The sequence below is a fragment of the Geopsychrobacter electrodiphilus DSM 16401 genome, assembly GCF_000384395.1.
Lineage (GTDB): Bacteria > Desulfobacterota > Desulfuromonadia > Desulfuromonadales > Geopsychrobacteraceae > Geopsychrobacter > Geopsychrobacter electrodiphilus.
Genome location: NZ_ARWE01000001.1, coordinates 2,136,215 through 2,159,587, shown reverse-complemented (window position 1 = coordinate 2,159,587; position 23,373 = coordinate 2,136,215). Strand labels below are relative to the sequence as shown.

Annotated in this window: 22 protein-coding genes; 19 read left to right on the top strand and 3 right to left on the bottom strand. The window is 49.6% G+C overall.

Features of this window, described 5'->3' with window-relative positions; translation table 11 throughout:
• Positions 1–139: 139 nt before the first annotated feature.
• The 7 genes from mdh (at position 140) to D888_RS0110190 (ending at position 7,839) form a co-directional block, all read left to right on the top strand.
• The gene (gene mdh, locus D888_RS0110220; RefSeq protein ID WP_020676456.1) at positions 140–1,096 is read left to right on the top strand and encodes a malate dehydrogenase; all 957 of its coding nucleotides are present in this window, start codon (positions 140–142) and stop codon (positions 1,094–1,096) included.
• A 257-nt stretch (positions 1,097–1,353) separates the two neighbouring features.
• Positions 1,354–1,551: a 4Fe-4S binding protein gene (locus tag D888_RS0110215; protein WP_020676455.1), complete on the top strand. Its 198-nt coding sequence runs from the start codon at positions 1,354–1,356 to the stop codon at positions 1,549–1,551.
• Between the two features lie 20 nt (positions 1,552–1,571).
• Positions 1,572–2,702 carry a 2-oxoacid:acceptor oxidoreductase subunit alpha gene (locus D888_RS0110210; RefSeq protein WP_026362329.1) on the top strand — a complete coding sequence of 377 codons (1,131 nt, stop codon included), beginning with the start codon at positions 1,572–1,574 and terminating at the stop codon, positions 2,700–2,702.
• A 2-nt stretch (positions 2,703–2,704) separates the two neighbouring features.
• The gene (locus tag D888_RS0110205; protein WP_020676453.1) at positions 2,705–3,520 is read left to right on the top strand and encodes a 2-oxoacid:ferredoxin oxidoreductase subunit beta; all 816 of its coding nucleotides are present in this window, start codon (positions 2,705–2,707) and stop codon (positions 3,518–3,520) included.
• 22 nt (positions 3,521–3,542) lie between these two features.
• Positions 3,543–4,094 (top strand): 2-oxoacid:acceptor oxidoreductase family protein, encoded by a 552-nt coding sequence (locus tag D888_RS0110200; RefSeq protein WP_020676452.1) that lies wholly within the window; start codon positions 3,543–3,545, stop codon positions 4,092–4,094.
• Between the two features lie 92 nt (positions 4,095–4,186).
• Positions 4,187–4,870 carry a BamJ family beta-barrel-assembly machinery protein gene (bamJ, locus tag D888_RS24760; protein ID WP_020676451.1) on the top strand — a complete coding sequence of 228 codons (684 nt, stop codon included), beginning with the start codon at positions 4,187–4,189 and terminating at the stop codon, positions 4,868–4,870.
• Positions 4,871–5,298: 428 nt separating this feature from the next.
• On the top strand, positions 5,299–7,839 hold the full coding sequence (locus D888_RS0110190; RefSeq protein WP_020676450.1) for a bifunctional aconitate hydratase 2/2-methylisocitrate dehydratase: 2,541 nt from the start codon (positions 5,299–5,301) through the stop codon (positions 7,837–7,839).
• Positions 7,840–7,893: 54 nt separating this feature from the next.
• Here the strand turns inward: D888_RS0110190 and D888_RS0110185 are convergent, their stop codons facing one another.
• Genes D888_RS0110185 through D888_RS23990 form a run of 3 tightly spaced genes read right to left on the bottom strand, consistent with a single transcriptional unit; the run spans position 7,894 to position 9,337 of the window.
• Entirely contained in the window at positions 7,894–8,496 is a 603-nt protein-coding gene (locus tag D888_RS0110185) for a DedA family protein (protein ID WP_020676449.1), read from the bottom strand.
• Positions 8,496–9,074: an HD domain-containing protein gene (locus D888_RS0110180; RefSeq protein WP_020676448.1), complete on the bottom strand. Its 579-nt coding sequence runs from the start codon at positions 9,072–9,074 to the stop codon at positions 8,496–8,498. Before D888_RS0110180 ends, D888_RS0110185 begins: the two co-directional genes overlap by 1 nt.
• Positions 9,071–9,337 (bottom strand): hypothetical protein, encoded by a 267-nt coding sequence (locus tag D888_RS23990; RefSeq protein ID WP_156826990.1) that lies wholly within the window; start codon positions 9,335–9,337, stop codon positions 9,071–9,073. The genes D888_RS0110180 and D888_RS23990 overlap by 4 nt, the downstream gene beginning before the upstream one ends.
• Before the next feature lie 500 nt (positions 9,338–9,837).
• Between D888_RS23990 and D888_RS0110170 the strand changes: the two genes are divergently transcribed.
• The 12 genes from D888_RS0110170 (at position 9,838) to D888_RS0110110 (ending at position 23,367) form a co-directional block, all read left to right on the top strand.
• Positions 9,838–10,815: a bifunctional riboflavin kinase/FAD synthetase gene (locus D888_RS0110170; RefSeq protein WP_020676446.1), complete on the top strand. Its 978-nt coding sequence runs from the start codon at positions 9,838–9,840 to the stop codon at positions 10,813–10,815.
• Positions 10,803–11,675 carry a shikimate dehydrogenase gene (gene aroE, locus D888_RS0110165; protein WP_020676445.1) on the top strand — a complete coding sequence of 291 codons (873 nt, stop codon included), beginning with the start codon at positions 10,803–10,805 and terminating at the stop codon, positions 11,673–11,675. The genes D888_RS0110170 and aroE overlap by 13 nt, the downstream gene beginning before the upstream one ends.
• 19 nt (positions 11,676–11,694) lie before the next feature.
• Positions 11,695–13,398: a type IV-A pilus assembly ATPase PilB gene (gene pilB, locus D888_RS0110160; RefSeq protein ID WP_020676444.1), complete on the top strand. Its 1,704-nt coding sequence runs from the start codon at positions 11,695–11,697 to the stop codon at positions 13,396–13,398.
• Positions 13,399–13,436: 38 nt separating this feature from the next.
• On the top strand, positions 13,437–14,552 hold the full coding sequence (locus D888_RS0110155; protein ID WP_020676443.1) for a type IV pilus twitching motility protein PilT: 1,116 nt from the start codon (positions 13,437–13,439) through the stop codon (positions 14,550–14,552).
• A 42-nt stretch (positions 14,553–14,594) separates the two neighbouring features.
• Positions 14,595–15,812: a type II secretion system F family protein gene (locus D888_RS0110150; protein ID WP_020676442.1), complete on the top strand. Its 1,218-nt coding sequence runs from the start codon at positions 14,595–14,597 to the stop codon at positions 15,810–15,812.
• Entirely contained in the window at positions 15,812–17,437 is a 1,626-nt protein-coding gene (locus D888_RS0110145; protein ID WP_020676441.1) for a two-component system sensor histidine kinase NtrB, read from the top strand. Before D888_RS0110150 ends, D888_RS0110145 begins: the two co-directional genes overlap by 1 nt.
• A gap of 2 nt (positions 17,438–17,439) precedes the next feature.
• A complete protein-coding gene (locus D888_RS0110140; protein WP_020676440.1) occupies positions 17,440–18,831 on the top strand; it encodes a sigma-54-dependent transcriptional regulator in 1,392 nt (463 codons plus the stop codon).
• A gap of 376 nt (positions 18,832–19,207) precedes the next feature.
• Positions 19,208–19,435: a type IV pilin protein gene (locus D888_RS24755; RefSeq protein WP_020676438.1), complete on the top strand. Its 228-nt coding sequence runs from the start codon at positions 19,208–19,210 to the stop codon at positions 19,433–19,435.
• A gap of 30 nt (positions 19,436–19,465) precedes the next feature.
• The gene (locus D888_RS0110125) at positions 19,466–19,843 is read left to right on the top strand and encodes a hypothetical protein (RefSeq protein ID WP_020676437.1); all 378 of its coding nucleotides are present in this window, start codon (positions 19,466–19,468) and stop codon (positions 19,841–19,843) included.
• A gap of 66 nt (positions 19,844–19,909) precedes the next feature.
• Entirely contained in the window at positions 19,910–21,673 is a 1,764-nt protein-coding gene (locus D888_RS0110120) for a tetratricopeptide repeat protein (protein WP_156826989.1), read from the top strand.
• The gene (locus D888_RS0110115; protein WP_020676435.1) at positions 21,673–22,464 is read left to right on the top strand and encodes an ABC transporter permease; all 792 of its coding nucleotides are present in this window, start codon (positions 21,673–21,675) and stop codon (positions 22,462–22,464) included. Before D888_RS0110120 ends, D888_RS0110115 begins: the two co-directional genes overlap by 1 nt.
• Positions 22,465–23,367 carry a hypothetical protein gene (locus D888_RS0110110; protein ID WP_051092375.1) on the top strand — a complete coding sequence of 301 codons (903 nt, stop codon included), beginning with the start codon at positions 22,465–22,467 and terminating at the stop codon, positions 23,365–23,367.
• Positions 23,368–23,373: the final 6 nt, after the last annotated feature.

The following is a 23,373-nucleotide window of genomic DNA, read 5'->3' as shown; positions in this document are numbered from 1 at the left end:
AAGGCATCTTGACAGTAAAATATCGTTTGTATACTGTATACAGCATATAGATTATATGGGGTTTTATTCGCTAGATGAGGGATAACCGTGCCTGACAAATGCTGCAGGCCTAATTAAGTCTGACTAGAGGAGAGAGAAAATGGCAAGACCTAAAATTGCTCTGATCGGTGGTGGACAGATTGGTGGTGTTCTGGCTCAACTCTGCGCGTTGCGTGAACTGGGCGATGTTGTGCTGTTTGATATCGTCGAAGGTATGCCGCAAGGGAAAACCCTCGACATTGCCGAAGCTGCTCCGGTCGACGGGTTTGATGTCAGCGTCACCGGAACCAACTCTTACAAAGATATCGCTGGCGCCAATGTTGTTATTGTTACTGCCGGCCTGCCGCGTAAACCCGGGATGAGCCGTGATGACCTGATCGGGGTTAACTCCAAAATCATGACCTCAGTTGCTGAGGGAATCCGCGACAACGCTCCCGATGCCTTTGTTATTATTATTTCCAATCCGCTCGATGCGATGGTGACTCTCTGTCAGAAAATTACCGGGTTCCCCTCTGCACGCGTCATGGGTCAGGCGGGCGTTCTTGACTCAGCACGCTTCAAGGCGTTTATCGCTTGGGAACTGGGTGTTTCGGTTAAAGATGTTAACGCAATGACTCTGGGTGGTCATGGTGACACCATGGTTCCTCTGGTCCGTTATGCTTCGGTTAATGGAATTCCTGTCATGGAATTGCTGGAGCAAAAATATGGTAGCGCTGCAAAAGCCAACGAAGTCATGACCGCCATGGTTGAGCGGACCAAGGCTGCTGGCGGCGAAGTTGTTAAGCTTCTCGGCAACGGCAGCGCTTTCTATAGTCCTGCCTCTTCTGCCGTGGCCATGGCTGAGTCGATCCTCAAAGACCAGAAGCGGGTTATGCCGACCTGTGCTCTGTTAAAGGGAGAGTTCGGGGTCAATGGTTTTTATGTCGGCGTCCCTTGTGTTCTGGGAGCTGGTGGAATTGAGAAAATTATTGAATTTAAGCTTGATGCCACCGAGCAGGCGTTGATGGATAACTCCGTGGCCGCCGTCAAAGAACTTGTCGGCAGCATGAATCTCTGAGTTCTATTATTATTTAACAGCACGATAAGAGGGGTAGCCACCTGGCTACCCCTCTTATCGAATACTAATATTACAATATCTGAATAATACGGTATGTGACTTTTGATACCGGGTATTTACTGGAGAGACAAGCGGAATATGCGGGAAAACCTGTAGACAAGTTTTTATTGGCTTGGGTTTGCCGCCTGTGGTAGGATTCCGCCGCTTTGTCATATCTGTCGCAGGACAGACCAAAACGTGCAAGGAGAAGAATACGAATGAGCGGTGCGAAAGCGAATATTGAGATCAACGAACGGTACTGTAAAGGGTGCAGTATTTGTGTAGAATTCTGCCCCACGAAAGTGCTGGCGATCGATGCCTTTGTAGCGAAAGTCGAGAATGCCGATGCTTGCATCGCATGTATGCAGTGTGAACTGCGTTGCCCTGACTTTGCCATTAAAGTTCACAAGCTGTAGTCGAGACAGGAGGTTGGTTCGTGGCTAAAAAAGTAGCTCTTATGCAGGGCAATGAAGCGTGTGCTCAAGGTGCGCTCTATGCTGGCTGCAATTTCTTCGCTGGTTATCCGATTACTCCGTCAACCGAGGTTGCCGAAGTTCTGTCGATCGAACTTCCCAAAATTGGTGGAACATTTATTCAAATGGAAGATGAGATCGGTGCGACTGCCGCACTGATCGGCGCCGCCTTGACCGGGGCCAAGGCTCTCGATTCCACGTCCGGGCCGGGTATGTCGCTCAAACAGGAACTGCTTGGCTATGCCTGCATTGCTGAAGTCCCCTGTGTCATCGTTAACGTCCAGCGTGGCGGTCCTTCGACCGGTATGCCGACCGGTCCGAGTCAGTCGGATATGCAGCAGGCGATGTGGGGAACCCACGGCGACCATGCGGCGATTGTTCTGACTCCAGCCTCATGCCAGGAGATCTACGAAGAGACCGTGCGGGCCTTCAATCTGGCCGAGAAATATCGCATGCCGGTTCAGATTCAGCTTGATGAAATCTGCGCGCATATGCGCGAGCGGGTGGTGTTCGCTGAGCCCGGCGAACTTGAGGTTATTAACCGTGAAGTTCCTACGGCAACACCAGAGGAATACAAACCTTATGATTCAAGTAAGGGTCTTGTTCCGCCGCTGGCTTCTTTCGGCAGTGGCTACCGTTTTCATGTGACCGGTCTGAATAAGGCCGCTGACGGCTTCCCCACTACCAAAGCTGAACTGGTAGACGCAGAAGAACGGCGTCAGATCGACAAAGTCCTGCTGAATCAGGACGATATCCAGAAGAATGATGAATATCTGCTGGATGACGCCGAGGTTGTTATTTTTGCTTATGGCTCGACCAGTCGTAGTGCTCGTTACGCAGTTAATGAATTGCGTAAAGAGGGCGTGAAGGCTGGCCTGTTCCGTCCTCTGACCATGTGGCCCTTCCCGGAGAAGCGTGTTGCCGAACTGGCTGCTCAGGCTAAGGCGATCATCTGCCCTGAGATGAACCTGGGACAGATGGTGCGTGAGGTTGAGCGCGTGGCAAAGGGGAATTGTGCAGTTTCCCATATCGGGCGTGTCGATGGGGAGCCGATTAATCCCGGCCAGATCATCGACAAGGTCAAGGAGGTCTAATAATGGCTTACGATTACGAAAAATCACTCCGTCCTGGCAAGCTGCCGCATATCTGGTGCCCAGGCTGCGGTCACGGGATTGTCATGAAGGGCTTGATTCGGGCAATGGACACCTGTGAACTCGATCTTAAGCAGACGGCCATCGTCTCGGGTATCGGTTGTGCCAGTCGACTGCCCGGCTATATCGATTCCTGTACCCTGCATACTGCTCACGGTCGGGCTGCAGCCTTCGCTACCGGGGTCAAAATGGCCAAGCCGGAGATGACGGTGCTAGTTGTCAGTGGCGATGGTGACTGTACCGCGATCGGTGGTAATCACTTTATCCACGCCTGTCGGCGTAATATCGATATGACCTACCTCATCATGAACAACAATATTTACGGAATGACCGGTGGTCAGTTCTCACCCTGCACGCCGACCGGAGCCCTGGCGTCGACCACGGTTTACGGTAACCCCGATCCGACATTTGATATCGCCAAGTTGGCAATTGGTGCTGGTGCGACCTTCGTTGCTCGTGGTACTGCATTCCATGCAGCTCAGATCGATAAGTTGATCGCCGAGGGGATCAAGCACAAGGGGATGGCCGTTATCGAAATTCTCGACGACTGCCCGACCACCTACGGTCGTCGCAACAAATTTCGTAGCGTTATCGACATGATGAAGCGTCTCAAGGACATTGCTGTTCCTGTTGCCGCCGCCGCCAAGATGACCCCAGAACAACTCGAAGGCAAGGTTTTGACCGGTGTGCTGCATAAAGAAGACCGTCCTGAGTACACTGAGCAATATGCCAAGGTCATACAACGCGCTCAGGGCCTCTGATCAACTCAAGGAGATTTGAATCATGGCAGAAAGATATGAAATTCGTTTTTCCGGTGCTGGTGGTCAGGGCTTGATTACGGCCGGAATTATTTTAGCGGAGGCAGCTTCAATTGTTGAAGGCAAGTACGCTGTCCAGTCGCAAAGCTACGGTCCTGAGGCTCGTGGTGGAGCATCTAAATCTGAGGTTATTATCTCGGATAGCCCCATCGATTATCCCAAGGCAACAGTTGTCGATGCCTGCTTGGCCATGACCCAGGTGGCTGCGGATAAATATGCCAATGGCATTAAGCCGGGTGGCGTGCTGCTGATCGATACCGATTTTGTGAAGAATGTTCCGGTTGGCGATTTCAGAGTGGTCAAAATTCCGATCATGCGCACCGCTAAAGAGGAAATTGGCCGTGAAATCGTGGCCAACGTCGTCGCCCTCGGGGCGATGATAGCACTGACTGATGTTGTTTCACGTGAATCCGGTGAGAAAGCTGTTCTAGCTAAAGTTCCCGAGGCCTTTATTGAATTGAATAAAAAGGCCTACAGCATCGGTTTCCAGAAAGTCAAAGAAGCGCTGGGAAAATAAAACTTTTGATTTTTAGAATCTGACTGTTATTATCTGGACCCGGCTATTGTGCCGGGTCTTTTTTTACTTTTATTAAGATGAAAGGTTTAAACATGAAACGTTTGGCTTTGTTGCTGCTCATCATCGGTCTGGCGACACCTGCTTTTAGTGCGCCTCTTGAAGATGGACAGTCAAAATTGAGTTACGCGATCGGCATGAGTATCGGAAGTGACCTGTTGCGTCAGGACCTTAAGCTCGATCTTGGTCAACTTACGGCAGGATTGACTGCGACTTACAATAAGACTGATGCGCTTCTGAGTGAAGATGAAATGGTTAAAGTTCTGGTTGCTTTCCAGAAAGAGATGCAAGAAAAACAGAAAGCCAAAGCTGCCGTTGCGTCTGAGAGCAACAAGGCGGCCGGAAAGGCTTTTCTCGCCGAAAACGCTAAAAAAACTGGTGTTAAAACGACCGCCAGCGGTCTGCAATACGAAGTGTTGACTGCCGGAAAAGGCGCTACCCCTACAGCTGACGATCAAGTTACGGTGAACTATCGTGGTACCCTTGTTGACGGGACGGAATTTGATAGCTCCTACAAACGTGGCCAGCCTGCAACTTTTCGGGTTGGTGGTGTCATTCCGGGTTGGACTGAAGCTTTGCAGTTGATGAAAGAAGGGGGTAAGCTCAAACTTGTTATCCCTCCTCAACTCGCCTATGGAGACCGTGGGGCACCACCGGTTATCGGACCGGGAAGCACATTGGTTTTTGAAGTTGAATTGCTTAAGGTCGTTAAAAAATAACTACTTATAACAAGCTTATTTTGAGGGTCTGCACTTTGGTGCGGACCCTTTTTTTGTCTGGGGGCCCAGGGGTAAGAGTTGACTTAAGGGGAGAAATATCAGGCAGACTATCATGAGTATTTCGAACATTGATTCCTCGTTCCTAATCAGCATATTTTCTTTGTTGCTGTAACTCTATAAGCTTGGAATGACACAATATGTCACTAAACTATAAGCTAATAATACTAAGTACTTGTGTAACTCTATTTCGTAAAACGTTATCGATATCTTGCCCGGAATAGTGCCCGGCAATTGATTGACAATGCTATTCTGGATCGTATACAGTATGCAATTAACTGCGAGACACATGTGCATTTTATGTATCGCAGAGACCAGGGTTTGATGTTGTTTTGCAGCGGATGCTGCGCACTTGATAATGGAGAAGAGAGATGATTGAAGCTTATTTGAAGCATGAAGAAGCACGGAGCGCCCAGGGGATTCCGGCGTTGCCATTGACTCCCGAGCAAACCGCATCATTATGCGAATTGCTCCAAAATCCCCCTGCAGGAAAGGAAGCCTTTCTGTTCAACTTGTTTACTGAACGGATTTCACCCGGAGTCGACCCTGCGGCCGAGGTTAAAGCGGCTTTTCTGGCGGAGATACTCACTGGTGCCAAGAGTTCGTCGCTGATCAGTAAGGTCCAGGCGGTTAAAATCCTCGGGACGATGATCGGTGGCTATAACGTGCAACCTTTGATTGAGGCGTTATCAATCTCCGAGCTCGCAAACGAGGCGGTTAGCGCCCTGTCCGGGATGACATACGTTTATGATGCCGCTCTGCAGGTCATTGCTCTTTCGAAAAATAATTCTGCTGCCAAGCAGGTTGTTGAAAGTTGGGCCGATGCCGAGTGGTTCACCAGCAAATCAGGAGTGGCCGAAACGATTAAGGTCAAAGTGTTCAAGGTCGAAGGGGAAATTAATACTGATGATTTCTCGCCGGCAGGCGATGCATGGAGTCGTCCTGACATTCCACTTCACGCCTTAGCCATGGGTAAAACCCGTTTCCCTGGTGGTATCAATGAAATTGCTAAATGGCGTGAAGCTGGTCATCAGGTCGCTTTTGTAGGGGATGTCGTTGGTACTGGCTCTTCCCGCAAGTCGGCGTGTAATAGTGTGCTTTGGTACATTGGTAATGACATTCCCGCTGTGCCGAACAAAAGGCGTGGCGGCGTTATCATCGGTAGCGTCATTGCGCCGATCTTCTTTAACACCGCTCAGGATTCCGGTGCTCTGCCGCTGCGCATGGATGTTACCAAGCTGAATATGGGTGATGTCGTCACCATTAATACGGTGAAGGGTGAAGTGACCAATGAGGCCGGTGATGTGGTATCGACCTTTGATATTAAGCCGAATACCGTCCCTGATGAGTTTCGTGCGGGTGGCCGCATCCCTTTGATTATTGGTCGCGCTGTGACAACGATGGCCTGCAAGGCGCTCGGCAAGAAGGAACCTGCTCTTTTCGCTCAGCCCGAAAATCCGATACCCAAGGCGGGACAGGGCTATACTCAGGCCCAGAAAATGGTCGGTCGCGCTTGCGGCGTCGAAGGGATTCTGCCCGGGACCGCATGCGAGCCGAAGATGACAACAGTTGGTTCGCAAGATACCACCGGGCCGATGACTGCAGATGAACTTAAAGAATTGGCCTGCCTCAAGTTTCTGTCACCGCTGTTTATGCAGTCGTTCTGTCATACCGCCGCCTATCCGAAGCCGGCAGATGTGAAGATGCACGCTAACCTACCAAAATTTATTTCTGATCGTGCCGGTGTCCCCTTGCGTCCTGGCGATGGCGTCATCCACTCCTGGTTGAACCGGTTGCTGATCCCTGACACTGTGGGCACCGGCGGCGATTCTCACACCCGCTTCCCGATTGGTATCAGCTTTCCCGCCGGGTCTGGTCTGGTCGCCTTCGGCGGTGCGCTTGGTTTCATGCCGCTGGATATGCCAGAATCAGTACTGGTGCGTTTCAAGGGTAAATTCAACGAAGGTATTACCCTGCGCGATGCTGTCAATGCCATCCCCTATTGGGCGATCAAGCAAGGTCATCTGACCGTGCCCAAGAAGAACAAGGTTAATATTTTCAACGGTCGTATTCTTGAGATGGAAGGCCTGCCCGACCTCTCCGTTGAACAGGCTTTTGAACTGACTGATGCTGCAGCCGAGCGAAGTGCAGCAGCAGGTTGCATTAAGCTGAGTGAAGCCTCGGTCAGCACTTACCTGCGCTCCAACGTTGCTCTGATGAAGAAGATGATTGTCGATGGCTATCAAGATGCGCAGACCTTGCAAAATCGTATCGATGCCGTTACCGAGTGGCTCAAAGCGCCGAAGCTCCTCGAAGCAGACACCAACGCCGAGTATGCCGCAGTGATCGAAATTGATCTGGCGGAAATTACAGAGCCTATTCTGGCCTGCCCGAATGATCCGGATGATGTCAAGCTTCTGTCCGATGTTCAGGGGACTCCGATTCAGGATATTTTCCTCGGTTCCTGTATGACCAATATCGGTCATTTCCGTGCAGCTGCTGAAATCTGGCGTGGTCAGAAATTCAATCCGAATGTTCGTACCTGGATCTGCCCCCCGACCCGTATGGATCAGGCGAAACTAAAGGAAGAGGCGGTGTTCTCGGTTTTCAGCGCCATGGGCGCGCGAATTGAGATTGCGGGTTGTTCCCTCTGCATGGGCAATCAGGCTCGGGTTCCCGATGGCGTGAATATGTTCTCCACCAGTACCCGGAACTTCGATGATCGTATTGGGAACGGGGCCAAGGTTTATCTGGGGTCAGCTGAACTCGGAGCCGTAACTTCAACTCTGGGTAAACTCCCAACACCGGCCGAATATATGACAGTTTTTAAAGAGAAGGTTTCTCCCAACAAAGAGACCATTTATCAATATCTGCAATTTGACGAGATGGCTGGTTACGAAAAAACGCTTTAACTAAATCAGTAAAACTGTACAGAAACGGCCGCTCCTCAAGGGGGCGGCCGTTTTTTATTTTACTTTACGTTTCAGCCAGAGATGAAAAAGGCTGGCGCCGAGGCCCAGAAGGATAAGCAGCCCGAAGCGACCGGTGAAATCTTCAGCTTGCCGCCAGCTCTCCCCACCCAGATATCCAAGACCGGGATAGGCCAGACCCCAAAGCAGGGCGCTGCAAAGCGAGACCCTGATGAAGAATGCTCTCTTCATTTTTGACATGCCGGCTAAAAAAGGGATTGTGCCGCGGATCGGGCCCAAAAACCTTGCATATAGCAGACTTTTCCCTCCGTGAACTGCTAAAAATTTTTGTGAGGCCAGAAGTTTTTTCTCCTGTCTCGCAAGCCAGGGGGTTGTCATTCGCCTATGGCCTAACTTCTGTCCCATCCCATAGCTGAGAAGGTCACCCGCAAATGCGCCGCCAGCGCTATAAAGGCAGATGGCCAGGAACTGCCCCTTGTCGTGAGCTGAAAGGAATCCTGCTAAAACTATCAGAGTGCTCCCTGGCATCGCCAGGCCGATGAGGGGTATAGACTCCAAAAATGCAATCAGGGCAACGATGATAAGGTAGGTTGTTCCATGCGGTAAGTGCACAACAATCTGTTGAAGCCAGGCATCCATTAATCAGACCTTTGCCCTGACGCGGGCTCGAACTGTTTGGCCCAGTCATCGAGCACTTCACCTTTCTCCTCTCCAAAGGACACAAGAGTCTTTCGAACCTCGGCCAGACTTTTCTGGCGGCCATGGTCACGCTGGTTTTTAGAAAAAAAGAGATCGGCGTAACAGATGATTTTTTCTTCAAGGGTTTCGGGTAGATAGTCTCGAGGTGGCAACGGCAGCTTTTGTTGCAGAATCTCCTCGGCCGTCAGGCCAATGCCCGTGTGTCGTTCACATACCCGCGCGTGTCGCGGCATCCCCTCTGTTCTAAGAATTTCTGCCCCTTTGATGCCATGGGCAAGATAGGGAAGTTGGCCAAAACATTGGAGTTCGGGGGCATGAGTATAAATCATGCCGATGTCATGTAACATTGCGGCCTCGGCGATGAATTGAAGATCAGGTTGAGAGACCCCTGAAAGAGAACGGGCAATGTGCAGCGCCTTGCGTGTTACCAGGCGACTGTGCTCGAGTAATAAGCGGTGAGCCGCCGGGGATGTTTGATAGTACTTGCGGATAAGGTCGGCTGGATGCGAAAAGCTCATAAATTGTCTGCAGTTAAAATAGAGAAGGAGAGAAGGACCTTTTCGATTGTTGATTGCAGCTGATCATAATCGGCCGCTGAGATAATAACCGAAAGCAAATAGGAGCGGTGCGGGCCCGCGATGGCGAGAGAGATGAGTTTGCCAGAGGGTGTTTGGCTTTCGACCCGAATGGCCTGTCCCGCCGGATGTTTAAAGTTAAGGGGGGTGACGATCTCATCCCCCGCGCTCCTCGGGAGCAGGTCGGTCAAGGTTTCGGATGTCACCGGGGAATCTGTTTGGGGTGTTGATCTGATATTCAGGGAATTTTCGGATCCATTCTTCCCCGGAATTCTCCATCCCACCGTGTCAGACTTGTATCTCGGGGAAGAGACGGGGATATGCTGACGTTGCCATGAAGTCGGCACAACGATGGAGAATCCCTGTTTGAGATCAATGTAGACTTCCTCATCGGCCGAAGTCGAATTTTGACCCCCTTTAGGGCCAAAGCACCCAGAAAGAGTCAGAAGGTACAGGCACAGGATGAAAATACAATAGCGGTATGATGGTTTAGAATTGGTGCTCAAGCGCTTTCCTTTTGGAGGCTGAGGGCTGATGAGGGTGAAGGGCCTTCGCTTGATTATACGCTTTCCGGTTTTTAGAGCAAATTAGTGGCTCGGTTTGAAGGTGAAAGCTGTTATATTTTGTGCTTGTTGGTCCATGTGTAATTTCGTTAGAGTATCAAGCATTTCATCTTGTTTTGTTTTCATTTACGGGTTCTGTAATTATGCAGGTGATAGATCATCTTGCCAATATCAAAGACGCAGGGGAGGGCACTGCGGTTGCCCTGGGGAATTTCGATGGAGTTCACCTCGGTCATCGTGACATCTTTCGCACTCTGGTGCGACGCGCGCGAGAATTGGGGGTCAGGTCTCTGGTTTATACTTTTGATCCTCACCCCTTGAAGGTTCTCGCCCCGGAACGGGCCCCTCTTCTCCTGAACACAGCCGAAGAGAAAGTTCGCCTGATTGCTGCTTCCAATATCGATATCCTTGCGTGCATCCCTTTTTCGGTGGCTTTGGCTTCCTGTGAGGCCGAAGATTTTGTGCGAGATGTTCTTGTGGGGCAGTTGCATATTCGCGCGCTGGTGATTGGATATGATTTTGCCTTCGGTCGTGATAGACGGGGAACCGGTGACTTTTTGCGAGCTCAGGGTGAAATTTACGGGTTCAGCGTTGATGTCCTGCAACCGGTAGGGATGGATGGTCAGCCTTACAGCTCCAGTCGGGTGCGTGAACTCCTAGCTGAGGGACGGGTTGAGGCGATCCCCTCGCTACTCGGTCGGCACTATACCCTTGCCGGAAAGGTCGTAGGCGGTGAGAAGCGCGGTCGCACCCTGGGGTTTCCGACCGCGAATATTTCTACCGAGAAAGAGCAGCTCCCGGCGGCAGGGGTTTACGCTGTTATTGTGCGGCATAAAAATACCGACTATCAGGGTCTGGTGAATATTGGCTGCCGGCCGACCTATGGCCCAGGCGCAACCACCATCGAAGTTTATCTGCTCGATTTCAGCGGGGATATTTACGCTGATGAATTGCGCCTGTATTTTGTCGCCAGATTGCGCGAAGAGAAGATCTTTGCCGATAGCGACGCCTTGATAGCCGCTATCAGGCAAGATGTCGCACTTGGTCGTGAGCTCCTTAAAGACGCGAAAATTATTCAGTATCAAGAGTATCTCTCGGAAGACAACACATGCGCGCGATAGATGGACTGACTCAGATTTACGGTATTTTGGGTGACCCGGTGACACATTCACTCTCTCCCGCCATGCAGAATCAGGCGATGCGCCAAGCCGGCCTGAACGCCGTTTATCTTCCTTTCCATGTCGTTCCTCAAGACTTACCTGCTGCGGTTGAGGGGCTTCGTGCTTTGCATGTTGGTGGAGTCAACATCACCTTGCCTCACAAGGAGCAGATTCTTCCTCTGCTTGATCGGGTGGACGAAGACGCTGCCTTGATTGGCGCCGTTAATACTCTTGTCAGAAGAGGGGACGAACTCGTCGGCTACAATACCGATGGTCTCGGATTTATCCGCGCCCTGGATGAAGACCTTGATTTTATTCCAGAGGGGAAGCGGGTGCTGTTACTCGGTGCCGGGGGGGCCTGTCGCGCTGCTGCAGTCTCACTTCTGCGTGCCGGGACCGGGTCTTTGACAGTCGTTAATCGCAACCTGGAACGCGCAGAACGACTTGTCCGCCAGCTTGTGCCGGTCTTCCCGAACCAGCACATTATTGCCCGAGGCGTTGGTGATTGTGCCTATCTAACCGACTTGCGGCAGGCTGATCTGGTAGTTAATACTACCTCCCTTGGCCTTAAGGGTGAGCCCATCTCGTTCTGTCCGCTCGAAAAGATTAAAGCTAGTGCATTAGTTTACGATATGGTATATTCGCTGGCTGAAACGCCCTTCGTGCGTGCGGCAAAAACTCTTGGTTTGTCAGCAGCCGATGGCATGGGAATGCTTGCGGGGCAAGGGGAAGAGGCCTTTAGTCTCTGGTTTGGTTTGTCTCCTGAGAAAGGGCTGATGAAAAAATGCCTGCAACAACTCTGTGCCAAAAGCAATATTTAATGGAGGGGTCGGGACTGTAATGAGTATAAATCGCCTTGGAGAGCTGCTGATCCGCAATCAGCTGATTACCGACGATCAGTTGAAAAAAGCGATAGATGAACAGAAGAAAGAGGGCACCCGACTGGGGGCTGCCCTGATCAAACTCGGATACATTCAGGAAGCGGACCTCGCGACCTTTTTGTCCAAGCACTACGGTGTCCCATCGATTAATCTCTCCGAATTTGACATTGAACCCGCGATTATAGCAACCGTCCCACCTGAAGTTGCCCAGAAATATCAGATGATCCCGATCAATCGCGCCGGTGCAACGCTGATTGTTGCCATGGCCGACCCGTCGAACATTTTTGCCATCGACGACATCAAATTCATGACCGGTTACAATGTTGAAGTGGTTGTCGCGGCCGAAGCGGCGATCAAGGAAGCCATTGATAAGTATTATGATCAGAGTGCTACGCTCGCAGATGTCATGGGGAATCTCGAGGATTTTGATGATCTTGAGTTTGTTGATGATGCCGAACTGGAAGACACCGGTTCTCTAGAGAAGGCCAGTGCGGATGCTCCAGTCGTCAAGCTGGTTAACCTGATATTAACGGATGCCATCAAGAGGAAAGCCTCCGATATTCACATTGAACCTTACGAACATGTTTTTCGGGTCCGTTATCGCATAGACGGTGTGCTTTATGAGGTTATGAAACCACCCAAAAAACTGAAAAATGCCATCACTTCGCGCATCAAAATTATGGCGACCATGGATATTGCCGAGCGTCGCTTACCTCAGGACGGTCGCATCAAAATAAAGTTGTCGCGTGGCGTTGAGATGGATTACCGGGTCAACTGCCTGCCGACGCTGTTCGGTGAAAAAGTTGTTCTGCGGCTGCTCGACAAAAGCAACCTGCAACTCGATATGACGAAACTTGGGTACGAAGAACAGGCGCTCTCCTGGTTCAAAAAGGAGATTCATAAACCTTTCGGGATGGTCCTCGTAACCGGGCCGACCGGCAGCGGCAAGACCGTTTCGCTTTATTCGGCCTTATCCGAACTGAACAAAATCAGCGAAAATATTTCGACTGCTGAAGACCCTGTCGAGTTTAACTTTGCCGGGATCAATCAGGTCCAGATGCATGAAGAGATCGGCTTGAATTTTGCGGCGGCGTTGCGGGCCTTTTTACGTCAGGATCCCGACATTATCATGATTGGTGAGATCCGCGACTTTGAAACGGCTGAGATTGGGGTCAAAGCTGCCTTGACTGGTCACATGGTTCTTTCAACCCTGCACACCAATGATGCGCCGAGTACCATCAACCGCCTGCTGAATATGGGGATTGAACCCTTCCTGGTCGCATCAGCAGTGAACCTGATCTCGGCCCAACGCCTTGGCCGCAGGGTCTGCTCCGAATGCAAGGAGCCAGCAGAGCTTTCCAATGAGGCCCTGATTTCAGCAGGCATCCCGTCCGATAAACTCGGTTCCTTTGTTACCTATAAGGGGCGAGGGTGTAGTACGTGCAACGATACTGGATACAAAGGTCGGATCGGCGTCTATCAAGTTATGCCGATGTTTGAGGGGATTAAGGAGATGGTCCTTTCTGGAGCAAATACTGCTGAAATAAAGCAGGAATCTATGCGCCTGGGCGTTAAAACCATGCGTCAATCAGCCTTGACCAAATTTATGGAGGGGGTGACGACTCTCGAAGAGGTTTTGCGCTGCACTGTAGGCGATGACTGAAAAGATAATCAACGCGTGTTTTCCTGAAGGAAAAACATATGCTTAATATGCATCAATTACTCAAAGCCATGATTGAAAAAGGCGCCTCCGATCTGCATCTCTCTACCGGATCTCCACCGCAGATCCGCATAGACGGGCAGATGGTGGTGCTTAAAACTGAAACATTGACGCCGGCTGAAAGCAAGAAACTGTGTTATAGCGTCCTGACCGATGCTCAAAAAAGGACATTCGAAGAAGAGAACGAGCTGGATCTCTCTTTCGGGGTAAAAGGCCTGTCGCGCTTCAGGGGCAATATCTTTATGCAGCGCGGCGCAGTTGCCGGAGCATTTCGTGCGATTCCGTTTGAAATCAAAGGCTTCAACGAACTCGGCTTGCCGGCTATTGTCAAACAGATGTCAAAAAAACCACGGGGTCTTGTCCTGGTGACGGGGCCGACAGGAAGTGGCAAGTCAACAACTCTTGCCGCTATTATTGATGCTATCAATTCCGAGCGTGCCGAACATATCATTACTATCGAAGACCCGATCGAATATCTTCATCCGCATAAAAAATGTCTGGTTAATCAACGCGAGGTCGGGGCCGACACTCTGAGTTTTAAAAAAGCCCTTAAATATATTCTGCGTCAAGATCCAGACGTGGTGTTGCTCGGCGAGTTGCGCGATATTGAAACCATTGAGGCCGCTCTGACCATCGCCGAAACCGGTCACCTCTGTTTTGCCACACTTCACACCAACGGGTGCGTGCAGACGATTAATCGCATTGTCGATGTTTTTCCGACCAACCAGCAATCGCAAATCCGGACCCAGCTCTCTTTTGTACTTGAAGGGGTGCTTTCGCAGGCACTCATCAAGAGCGCTTCAGGGACAGGCCGGGAAATGGCTCTGGAGGTAATGGTTCCAAACCCCGCGATTCGTAATTTGATTCGCGAAGACAAGATCCATCAGATCTATTCACAGATGCAGATCGGGCAAGATAAATTCGGCATGCAAACCATGAATCAGACCCTCTTTATGCTGGCACATAATCGAAAGATTACCCAGGAGGATGCCATGTCTCGTTCTTCGGACCTCGAAGAACTGAAGCAGATGTTCGCTAACCCAGCTGCAATATTAAGGCGGCAGCAAGCGATGGCGCCTGCCGGTTCGAGTTATTAGTTTAGCTGAATTCAATAAACCGATTCCGAAAGGGGTGGATCGATGCCAAAATTTTCCTGGAGTGGTCGTTCTCGTGACGGTAAAAACGTCAAAGGGGAGATAGAAGCGACAAGCGAGGCCTCGGCCTCCGCACTGTTACGTCGTCAGGGGATCATGCCGGGTCGCATCAAACAGCGCGGTGGCGGTCTCGATTTCGAAATCAAGATCCCCGGGTTTGAACAGAAGGTTACTACCAAAGATCTGGTGGTTTTTACGCGTCAGTTTGCGACCATGATCGACGCCGGACTCCCGCTGGTGCAGTGTCTGGATATCCTCTCGAGTCAGCAGGAGAATAAAACCCTTAAAAAAGCGCTGCTGCAAATCAAGGAAGATGTTGAGTCCGGTGCAACCTTTGCCGATGCACTGGGTAAACATCCGAAAATATTCAATGAGCTCTATGTCAACCTGGTCGCGGCGGGTGAGGTCGGCGGTATCCTGGATACCATCCTGAACCGTTTGGCGGAATACATTGAAAAAGCCCTCAAGCTGAAAAAACAAGTCAAAAGCGCCATGACCTATCCGACCACCATCATTGGTATCGCCCTGGTGGTTATCTCGGTCATCCTGATCTTTGTTATTCCCGCATTCGAGAAGATGTTCGCCGATTTCGGGGGCTCTTTACCAATGCCGACCCAGATCGTTATCAATCTGAGCAACTTTATTCAGAATTATATTATTGTTATTATCGCCGGAATTTTTGCCATTATAGTTGGGACTAAAAAGATCTATGCAACGAATAAAGGACGTGACTTTATTGACGATTGGGCCCTGAAAGCGCCAGTTTTCGGTGTTTTGATCCGTAAGGTGGCCGTGGCCAAGTTTGCACGCACCATGTCCACCATGATTTCGAGTGGGGTCCCGATTCTTGATGGCCTGGATATCGTGCGGAAGACTGCCGGCAATCGAACCGTAGAGAAGGCCATCGCCAATGTGCGTGAGAGTATCAGTGAGGGTAAAACCATAGCTGAACCACTCAAGCAGTCCGGGGTGTTTCCGGCAATGGTCTGCCAGATGATCGAAGTCGGTGAGCAGGCCGGTGCTCTGGATGCGATGCTCAGCAAAATTGCCGATTTTTATGATGATGAGGTCGATGATGCGGTCGGCAATCTAACTGCCATGATGGAGCCGTTGCTGATGCTCTTCCTGGGGGTCACTGTCGGTGGCCTGGTTATCGCCATGTATCTCCCGATCTTTAAACTTGCCGGCACCGTTGGTGGTTGATGTCTGACCGAAAACAGCTCTTCTCCGGGCTCGGCCCTGACCGTCTAAGCCTGGCCTGGTTTCTCGCTTTTCGGGTCGCGGTTATTACCCTTTTTCTGGGTGGCTCAGCAGTCTTTTTTTTGAATGGCAAGATGGGGAGCGATATCGCTCCTCTTCTTTTTTTTCTGCTTGCCCTTTCCTATACCGAAGCCCTCATTTCTGCTCTTGCCCTGCTTTGGATCAAAGGGTTCCGCCTGTTTGCCCAGATTCAACTCTTCTGGGACCTCCTGTTCGTTACGGCTATCATTCTGATTACAGGAGGCGTTGACAGCGCCTTCTCCTTTGTCTATTTGCTGGTTATTGTCTCGGGCAGTTTTTTACTCGCGCGCAGACAAACGATCTATGTTGCTGGTACCGCTGCAATTCTCTACGGCGGTATCCTCGATCTTCAGTATTTCGGTTATTTAAACTTTCTTGATATCAAAGTTTCGACCGAATATGCCCCCTACCTGTATTCAGTTTTTGTGCATGTTATTGCCTTTTTGCTGACTGGATTTTTAAGTGGTACGCTTGGGGAGCGCTGGCATTCCAGTGCCGTTGAACTGCAGCGTAAGCAGATAGATTATCAAGAACTTGAACGGCTCAACCGCACAATTCTGTCGCATATCAGCAGCGGCTTGATGATCGTTAATCGGCGCGGTCGAATCCGTTCGTTTAACGCGGCTGCCGAGGAGATAACCGGTTACCGGCTTGAAGAGATTTATGATTCGGGGGTCGATGATTTTTTCCCGGGATTAGGTCTGATTGATGAGGAGGGGTATCGCATCATTTCGCGCGCTGAAACAGTTATCGAGGACCGCCACCAGCAAAGGCTTATTATCGGGTATGCCAGCATCCTGATCAAGGATCATACGGAAGCGGATGTCGGCTTGCTGGTGACCTTCCAGAACCTGACCCAGTTAAAGGAGATTGAGGCCCAACTTCAACGGGCAGATCGGCTCGCCGCCGTCGGTCGCTTGGCCTCAGGCATGGCGCACGAAATTCGCAACCCGCTGGCTTCAATCAGCGGCTCGGTGCAGTTACTGCTTGAAGGTTCGCATCTTTCAGCGGAAGACACGCAACTTATGCGCATCGTCCTGCGTGAGGCCGATCGTCTCTCCCGACTGTTAACCGATTTTCTGGTGTTCGCCCGCCCGCGCGCTCCCGAATATGAAAAGGTCAGGGTTGTGGAGCTGTTTCGCGAACTGCAGAGCATCCTCGAAGCCGACCAGCGATTTAGGGCGGTTGTTCTGCAGATTGACTGCAGTCTCGATGCCTGGCTGAGTGCCGATCGAAACATGCTCCGTCAGGCGTTGTGGAACCTGTTACTTAACGCGGTTGATGCCATGCATCATACCGGGCAGATCACCCTGGCCTTCGACGAAGTGTCGAACCGGCTGACGATCGAAGATTCTGGGCCTGGGATCCCTGCGGATATTCGTAAAACAATCTTTGACCCCTTTTTCTCAACCAAAGAGCAGGGGACTGGTCTCGGACTGGCGAACGTTTTTTCTATCGTTGAAGCACATGGTGGACGGATTGACCTCGGCGAAAGTCCCCTTGGAGGGGCGGCTTTTAAACTGTATTTTCAAGAAAGTCGGATTTGACTATGGCTAAACAGGAAAAACGGGTTTTGGTTGTTGACGATGAAGCCAGTATGCGAGAAATGCTTGCGATCATGCTGACTCGCGATGGTTTCGCTGTCTCCTCTGCGTCTGATGGCGCTCAGGGGCTAGAGATGTTCCGTCAGGGCGACATCGATCTGGTAATCAGCGATATTCGCATGCCCCATATGGGGGGGATTGACTTGTTACGCGAAATCAAAGCGCTCGAACCTGATGCTCTGGTGATTATGATGACCGCCTTCTCGACCACTGAAGAAGCGGTTGAGGCCATGAAGCTGGGAGCTTATGATTATTTTATAAAGCCGTTCAAGACCGACGAAGTGCGTCTGGTCATCGGCAAAGCGCTCGAGAATTCGAAGCTTAAGCGCGAGAATGTTGCGCTGAGAACCGCCCTGGGTGAACGCTACTCTTTTTCCAACCTCATCGGTAAAAGTCCCGTAATGCAAAGGCTTTATTCGATGGTTGAACGGGTCGCGGACAGCCAGGCCAATGTGCTCGTGTGTGGTGAGAGTGGCACCGGCAAAGAACTGGTGGCGCGTGCGGTTCACTTTAATAGCCCACGCAAGAGCGGTCCTTTTGTCCCCGTTAACTGTGGTGCTATTCCCGAAACGTTGATTGAATCTGAATTGTTTGGTCATGAAAAGGGGTCCTTTACCGGTGCCGATCGCAAAAAAGAGGGCTTGTTCGAATCCGCCAACGGCGGCACCCTGTTTCTGGATGAGATTGGGGAGCTGCCGTTGAGCATGCAGGTCAAGCTGTTGCGCGTATTGCAGGAACGTGAGTTCCGGCGGGTCGGAGGCACCCAAAGTCACCCTCTGGATATCCGCCTGGTTGCGGCCACCAACAAAAATCTTGAGGCGCAGGTCAGTTGTGGCAAATTTCGTGAGGATCTCTATTACCGGCTGAATGTTGTAAGCCTTAACTTGCCGCCGCTGCGGGAACGTCTGGAAGATGTTCCGCTGCTGCTCGACTATTTTTACGCAGAACGGACCGGTGAGAAACATCTGCCTGTGCGGGGGGATACCTTGCGCCTTCTGCTTGAATACGACTGGCCAGGGAACATTCGTGAACTGCAAAATCTGGTTGAGCGGTGCGTGGTGCTCGGCTGGGATGAGGAAATAACAGCGGACTGCCTACCCGCGCAATTGTTGGCGGCGGTGGGTACCCGGCCTGCCCAGGCGTTAGCAAAAATTCCTGAATCAGGTTTCGACTTGGAAGCTCATATGGCTGAGATTGAGCGTATGCTTTTGCTGCAGGCACTGGAGCAACGCCAGGGAGTCAAAAAGCGCGCCGCCGAACTCCTCGGCATCAGCTTTCGTTCGATCCGTTATCGGCTGGCGAAGCTTGGTCTGGGTGGTGATGACGACGAGGGCTGAACTATGGGGGGATGGAGACTCTTGTCTGGCCGATTAAACAAGGGTCTGACAATAACACTATAGACAAGAGATTAGCTTAAAATAGATCTGGTGAATCTTAGGCATGCCAGAGTGAATCACCTGTGTGTGGGGAAATGAAGTATCTCCGGTTATTTCTGACGGGTGACAAAAAATGTCATTCTGGGGCGCGCAGGCTGTCACCCTGGTGGAAGGGATGACCGATTTTAATTGGAAATCTCTGGTTATCTCTTTGAAAATATACAGTTTTTTTTATTTTAGTTGATTTGGCACAACTTCTGTATATACTCTCCCCCGAAACATTCAGAAGCCATTTTAAATATGGCGAATTATCATCCATAGACAAAGGAGAATTACTATGTTGAAGAAGTTCCGTAAAAACGAAAAGGGTTTCACCCTGATCGAGCTGCTGATCGTTGTTGCGATCATCGGTATTCTGGCTGCTATCGCTATTCCGCAGTTCTCGGCATACCGTGCCAAGGCTTACAATGCAGCTTCCAACTCGGATTTGAAGAACATCAAGACCGGTATGGAAGCGTATATGGCCGATAATCAAGCATATCCCTCAGATATGTCTTATCGTTAATTTCATCAGCAATTGAAAAGGAATCTACCTATGAAAAAAATACTTATTATTACAATCTTTGCTGTATTTATGACCTCTTCCGCATTTGCTGCTACCAATGCTATTACATTCCCCACCACTTTCGATAAGGCCAACACTGGTAAAACTGTCTACGGTGATTCTACAGATGCTAGCGCTACGAATGTCAACGCTGCATTGATTGGTAAGACCTCTTCTGGGGTTGGCTGCAGTATCAAATCTACCACTCTTGGCTATGCTGCAGTGACACAACACCTTAATGGAACCAAGGCTTTTGCTTCTTCCAATGATTCTACGTCAATCTATTCGAAGGTTGTTACAGCAGGGACGGCAACGTCCAACTTTACCAATATAGGTACGACTGACTTTGCAAGCTGGACTGCAATGTAAACAATAAAGTTTTGTTGGCTAACTAAAGCGGGGTGTTTCGGCACTCCGCTTTTTTTTGGTTAAAATATGTCTATGCAAATGACAACACGCACAACCGTATTGTTAATTATATGTGTCGTGCTGGGAACCTACTATCCGGTCATCTTTTCACCGTTCAATTCGGTAGACGACCCCGGTGTCTACACTTACCTGTTGAATGTTAATAGTTTTGGCATTCGGGAAATGTTTTCTACGGCGGGTAGCGTTCATTATTATCGTCCGGTCTATTGGCTGTCTTATTGGGCCGATAAGTATATCTGGGGGTTGGAAGAGAGTTTTATGCACCTGGAAAACATGGTTTTCCATCTGTTGAATGTCCTACTAGTTTTTGCGGTTGCGCACCGCGTCTTTTTGTTGAAAAATTTTCGCTCACACTGGCCGCCACTTATCGCAGCGTTGATCTTTGCACTTCACCCACTCAATACCGAAGCGGTGAATTGGATTGTCGGCCGAACTGATTTACTTGCTGCACTGTTTTTACTTTTTTCAACCTGGCTTTTACTGCGGGAAAAATGTCATTGGGGTGTGGTTCTTCTGGCGGCAACAAGCCTTTTTGTCGCATGTTTGGCTAAAGAAACGGCTATTTTTTATCTTCCTGCGGCAGTGTTACTGCCTTTTTTCCTGCCAGCACAAACCCCAAGTCGTCCCTCTATCCGCTATTTTTTGTTGAGTCATTGGCCGCTTTTCATTTTTTTTCCTGTAATGGGGATCGGTTATTTTGTCTTCCGTCATTTAATGTTTGTTCGTGGCGATGCAGGGGTTTCTCATGTCGTTTCGCGACTGACAGGTGGGCAGGGCTTCGGTTTGTTTGAGAGTGCTCATCTGATTTTAAAGGCTGCTGGTTTTTATCTAAAAAAGCTATTTATACCCTTTCCGTTAAATTTTGGCATTATTCATGTCTCTGACCTTTATATTCCTGTCGGCGTATTTGCTGTGTTACTGGTTTTCTTCTGTCTAAAAAGAAGGACCCTAACCACATATTTTTTCTTTAGCGCCGCTACGATTGGTAGTTCTGCTCTGCTCGTTCCCCTTCTCGAGGCGACTTGGACACCATTGGCCGAGCGTTATATGTACATTCCTTCTGCTTTTTTTGTGGTAGGGGTAGTACTTTTAACTACACCCTGGGCAGTGCGGTTACCGCGCCCACATATTTTAGTGCTTTCTATAGGCGTGCTTTTGTGTGGTTTTGCTTATGCTACCGAAACGCGAACCCTATTGTGGCAGAGTAATCTGGCGCTGTTTCAGGATACCCTGAACAAATCCCCTTATTTTACTCCGGCAAAAATTCATTTAGCCCTTGCCATGCAGGAACAAGGGCTGGATATTAGTGGAAAGGATGGACTTGTGTCTTTAAGAGGTGCGCATCCCTTAGGCAGTTCGCCCTCCGTGCTGATGGATCAGGCCACTGCTCTTTTTCAGCAGGGCAAGATTCATGCTGCCCGCGGGTTACTTCAGAGGGCACTTAAAAACCCAGGCCGCTACGAACAGCAAATTCTTAAACATTTTTTGTCACAGTATGATCAATTGATCATGCGTTTGGACTCAGGCCAAGAACTCATACTTCCAGAAACCGTACCCTTGTTGATCCGCCTCTATGAGTTGTCTGATGATCCCTTTTATCTTTATCGTCTGGGGCAGGCATATTTATTTTTGAATGATAAAGAACATGCCCAAGAAGCCTTCGGCCGTGCTGCCGCACAAACAGTACCCACGGCTTACTACTACAAGGCAGCATTGAAATTGTCGAAGGAACTTGGCAGAGGAACTGAAAACAAAAAAGGATCCAGGTGATGTTTTTGATTTTACAAGTAACCATGAAGGGGATATTTAAGGATCGTGTATTTCACGGGATACTTATGGTTGCATTGCTGTTGTTGTCAATTCCGCTACTCAGCCAGTTTTCGATGCGCCAGGTGACAGAGTTGTCCATCACTTTGTCACTTTCTTTGATATCTTTTATTCTCCTCCTTCTGGCAGTATTTCTTGGTGGCACGTCAATATGGAAAGATATGGAAAGGCGCTACACTTTCAGCGTGCTTTCATTACCCGTATCACGAACATCTTATTTGCTCGGTAAATTTTTTGGTGTCGCGCTGTTTCTCCTGTTTACGGCTTTTATCCTTGGCGGTCTCGCCCTGTTGGTTATCTGGTTTGTCTCCGGTAACTTTCCTCCCGATAGGCCAATTGTCTGGTTAAATATTGTTAGTGCCATTTGCTTTGATGCTCTCAAGTACATCTTACTTGTCGCCTTCGCTGTACTTTTTTCAACGGTTAGTACATCATTTTTCCTTCCCATATTTGGCGCTATTTCTATTTTTTTCGTTGGGAATGCATCACAGCAAGTTTATGACTATGTTCACTCTGCGGCCGGCCAGGTTTTATCAGTCACGGTCCGCAACTGCGCATCAGGTTTGTATTATATTGTACCTAATTTTAGTGCTTTTGATTTTAAGGTTAACGCCATATATGGGTTGCCGATTGCGACAGAGGGTATTTTTCTGACCCTAGGTTACCTTGTTGTTTACTCCGCTATCGTGTTGACACTGGCCACGATGCTTTTTTCTCGCAGAGAAATAAAGTAAATGAGAGGAAAGACCAAAAATCAGGGTTTGTTTTGGACCAGAACGAAAGCAAGGGGATACTTGTTTTTATTCGTTGCACTGTCCTGTTATGTTTTTTTGGTTACCCCTTTTTCAACCTACATGCAAAATAAGCCGTTTGTCGAAAAAATCGGGAATATGCCCAGTATCAAATTGATACAGTTTGGTGCAGCCGACCAAAAAACATTGGTTGGTGAATTGTTGATTTTGAAGGTCATAATGTATTTCGGCGGGTTAATGGAGGAGAATAAAGCCGAATATATTATTCCCCCTGATTATCCAGCGATGTCGCGTGTCCTGCATGCTGCGGTTAAGCTCGATCCCTATAATATGGATGCTTATTATTTTGGGCAGTCGATCCTTGTCTGGGATGTCGGGCAGATCCAGTTGGCAAATAACCTATTGGATTACGGCATGAAGTATCGTACTTGGGATTGGTACCTACCTTTTTTTGCAGGGTTTAACCATGCCTATTTTCTTAAAGATTTTAAACAGGCCGCTAAATATTATCGTTTGGCCGGGGCACTTTCAGGCTCACCGCTTTTCAGCAATCTTGCAAGCCGTTATATGCAAGAGTCTGGGCAGACCGATCTGGCTTTGGTGTATCTGTCGACCATGTCAAAAAATGCCAAAAATGCTGCCGTCAAACAGGTGTTCGATACACGCTTAGCAGCCTTGACTGCTGTAAAAAAGATCGAATCCGCCAGTGCTGCTTTTCAACATGATTTGGGTAGACAAGCGAAATCAATAGCTGGCCTGATTGACCGAGGCTATTTGGCAAAAATACCCAATGATCCCTATGGGGGAGAGTTTTATCTTGCGCCTGATGGCCAAGTTAAAACCACCAGTAATTTTGCCTTCGCCAAAAAAATAAAGAAAAATTAAAGAGAT

Bases quoted from the DNA above. Each gene is read 5' to 3' on its own strand.
- mdh (WP_020676456.1), top strand. From the start codon at position 140: ATGGCAAGACCTAAAATTGCTCTGATCGGTGGTGGACAGATTGGTGGT.
- D888_RS0110215 (WP_020676455.1), top strand. From the start codon at position 1,354: ATGAGCGGTGCGAAAGCGAATATTGAGATCAACGAACGGTACTGTAAA.
- D888_RS0110205 (WP_020676453.1), top strand. From the start codon at position 2,705: ATGGCTTACGATTACGAAAAATCACTCCGTCCTGGCAAGCTGCCGCAT.
- D888_RS0110200 (WP_020676452.1), top strand. From the start codon at position 3,543: ATGGCAGAAAGATATGAAATTCGTTTTTCCGGTGCTGGTGGTCAGGGC.
- bamJ (WP_020676451.1), top strand. From the start codon at position 4,187: ATGAAACGTTTGGCTTTGTTGCTGCTCATCATCGGTCTGGCGACACCT.
- D888_RS0110190 (WP_020676450.1), top strand. From the start codon at position 5,299: ATGATTGAAGCTTATTTGAAGCATGAAGAAGCACGGAGCGCCCAGGGG.
- D888_RS0110185 (WP_020676449.1), bottom strand. From the start codon at position 8,496: ATGGATGCCTGGCTTCAACAGATTGTTGTGCACTTACCGCATGGAACA.
- D888_RS0110180 (WP_020676448.1), bottom strand. From the start codon at position 9,074: ATGAGCTTTTCGCATCCAGCCGACCTTATCCGCAAGTACTATCAAACA.
- D888_RS0110170 (WP_020676446.1), top strand. From the start codon at position 9,838: ATGCAGGTGATAGATCATCTTGCCAATATCAAAGACGCAGGGGAGGGC.
- aroE (WP_020676445.1), top strand. From the start codon at position 10,803: ATGCGCGCGATAGATGGACTGACTCAGATTTACGGTATTTTGGGTGAC.
- pilB (WP_020676444.1), top strand. From the start codon at position 11,695: ATGAGTATAAATCGCCTTGGAGAGCTGCTGATCCGCAATCAGCTGATT.
- D888_RS0110155 (WP_020676443.1), top strand. From the start codon at position 13,437: ATGCTTAATATGCATCAATTACTCAAAGCCATGATTGAAAAAGGCGCC.
- D888_RS0110150 (WP_020676442.1), top strand. From the start codon at position 14,595: ATGCCAAAATTTTCCTGGAGTGGTCGTTCTCGTGACGGTAAAAACGTC.
- D888_RS0110145 (WP_020676441.1), top strand. From the start codon at position 15,812: ATGTCTGACCGAAAACAGCTCTTCTCCGGGCTCGGCCCTGACCGTCTA.
- D888_RS0110140 (WP_020676440.1), top strand. From the start codon at position 17,440: ATGGCTAAACAGGAAAAACGGGTTTTGGTTGTTGACGATGAAGCCAGT.
- D888_RS24755 (WP_020676438.1), top strand. From the start codon at position 19,208: ATGTTGAAGAAGTTCCGTAAAAACGAAAAGGGTTTCACCCTGATCGAG.
- D888_RS0110125 (WP_020676437.1), top strand. From the start codon at position 19,466: ATGAAAAAAATACTTATTATTACAATCTTTGCTGTATTTATGACCTCT.
- D888_RS0110120 (WP_156826989.1), top strand. From the start codon at position 19,910: ATGTCTATGCAAATGACAACACGCACAACCGTATTGTTAATTATATGT.
- D888_RS0110115 (WP_020676435.1), top strand. From the start codon at position 21,673: ATGTTTTTGATTTTACAAGTAACCATGAAGGGGATATTTAAGGATCGT.
- D888_RS0110110 (WP_051092375.1), top strand. From the start codon at position 22,465: ATGAGAGGAAAGACCAAAAATCAGGGTTTGTTTTGGACCAGAACGAAA.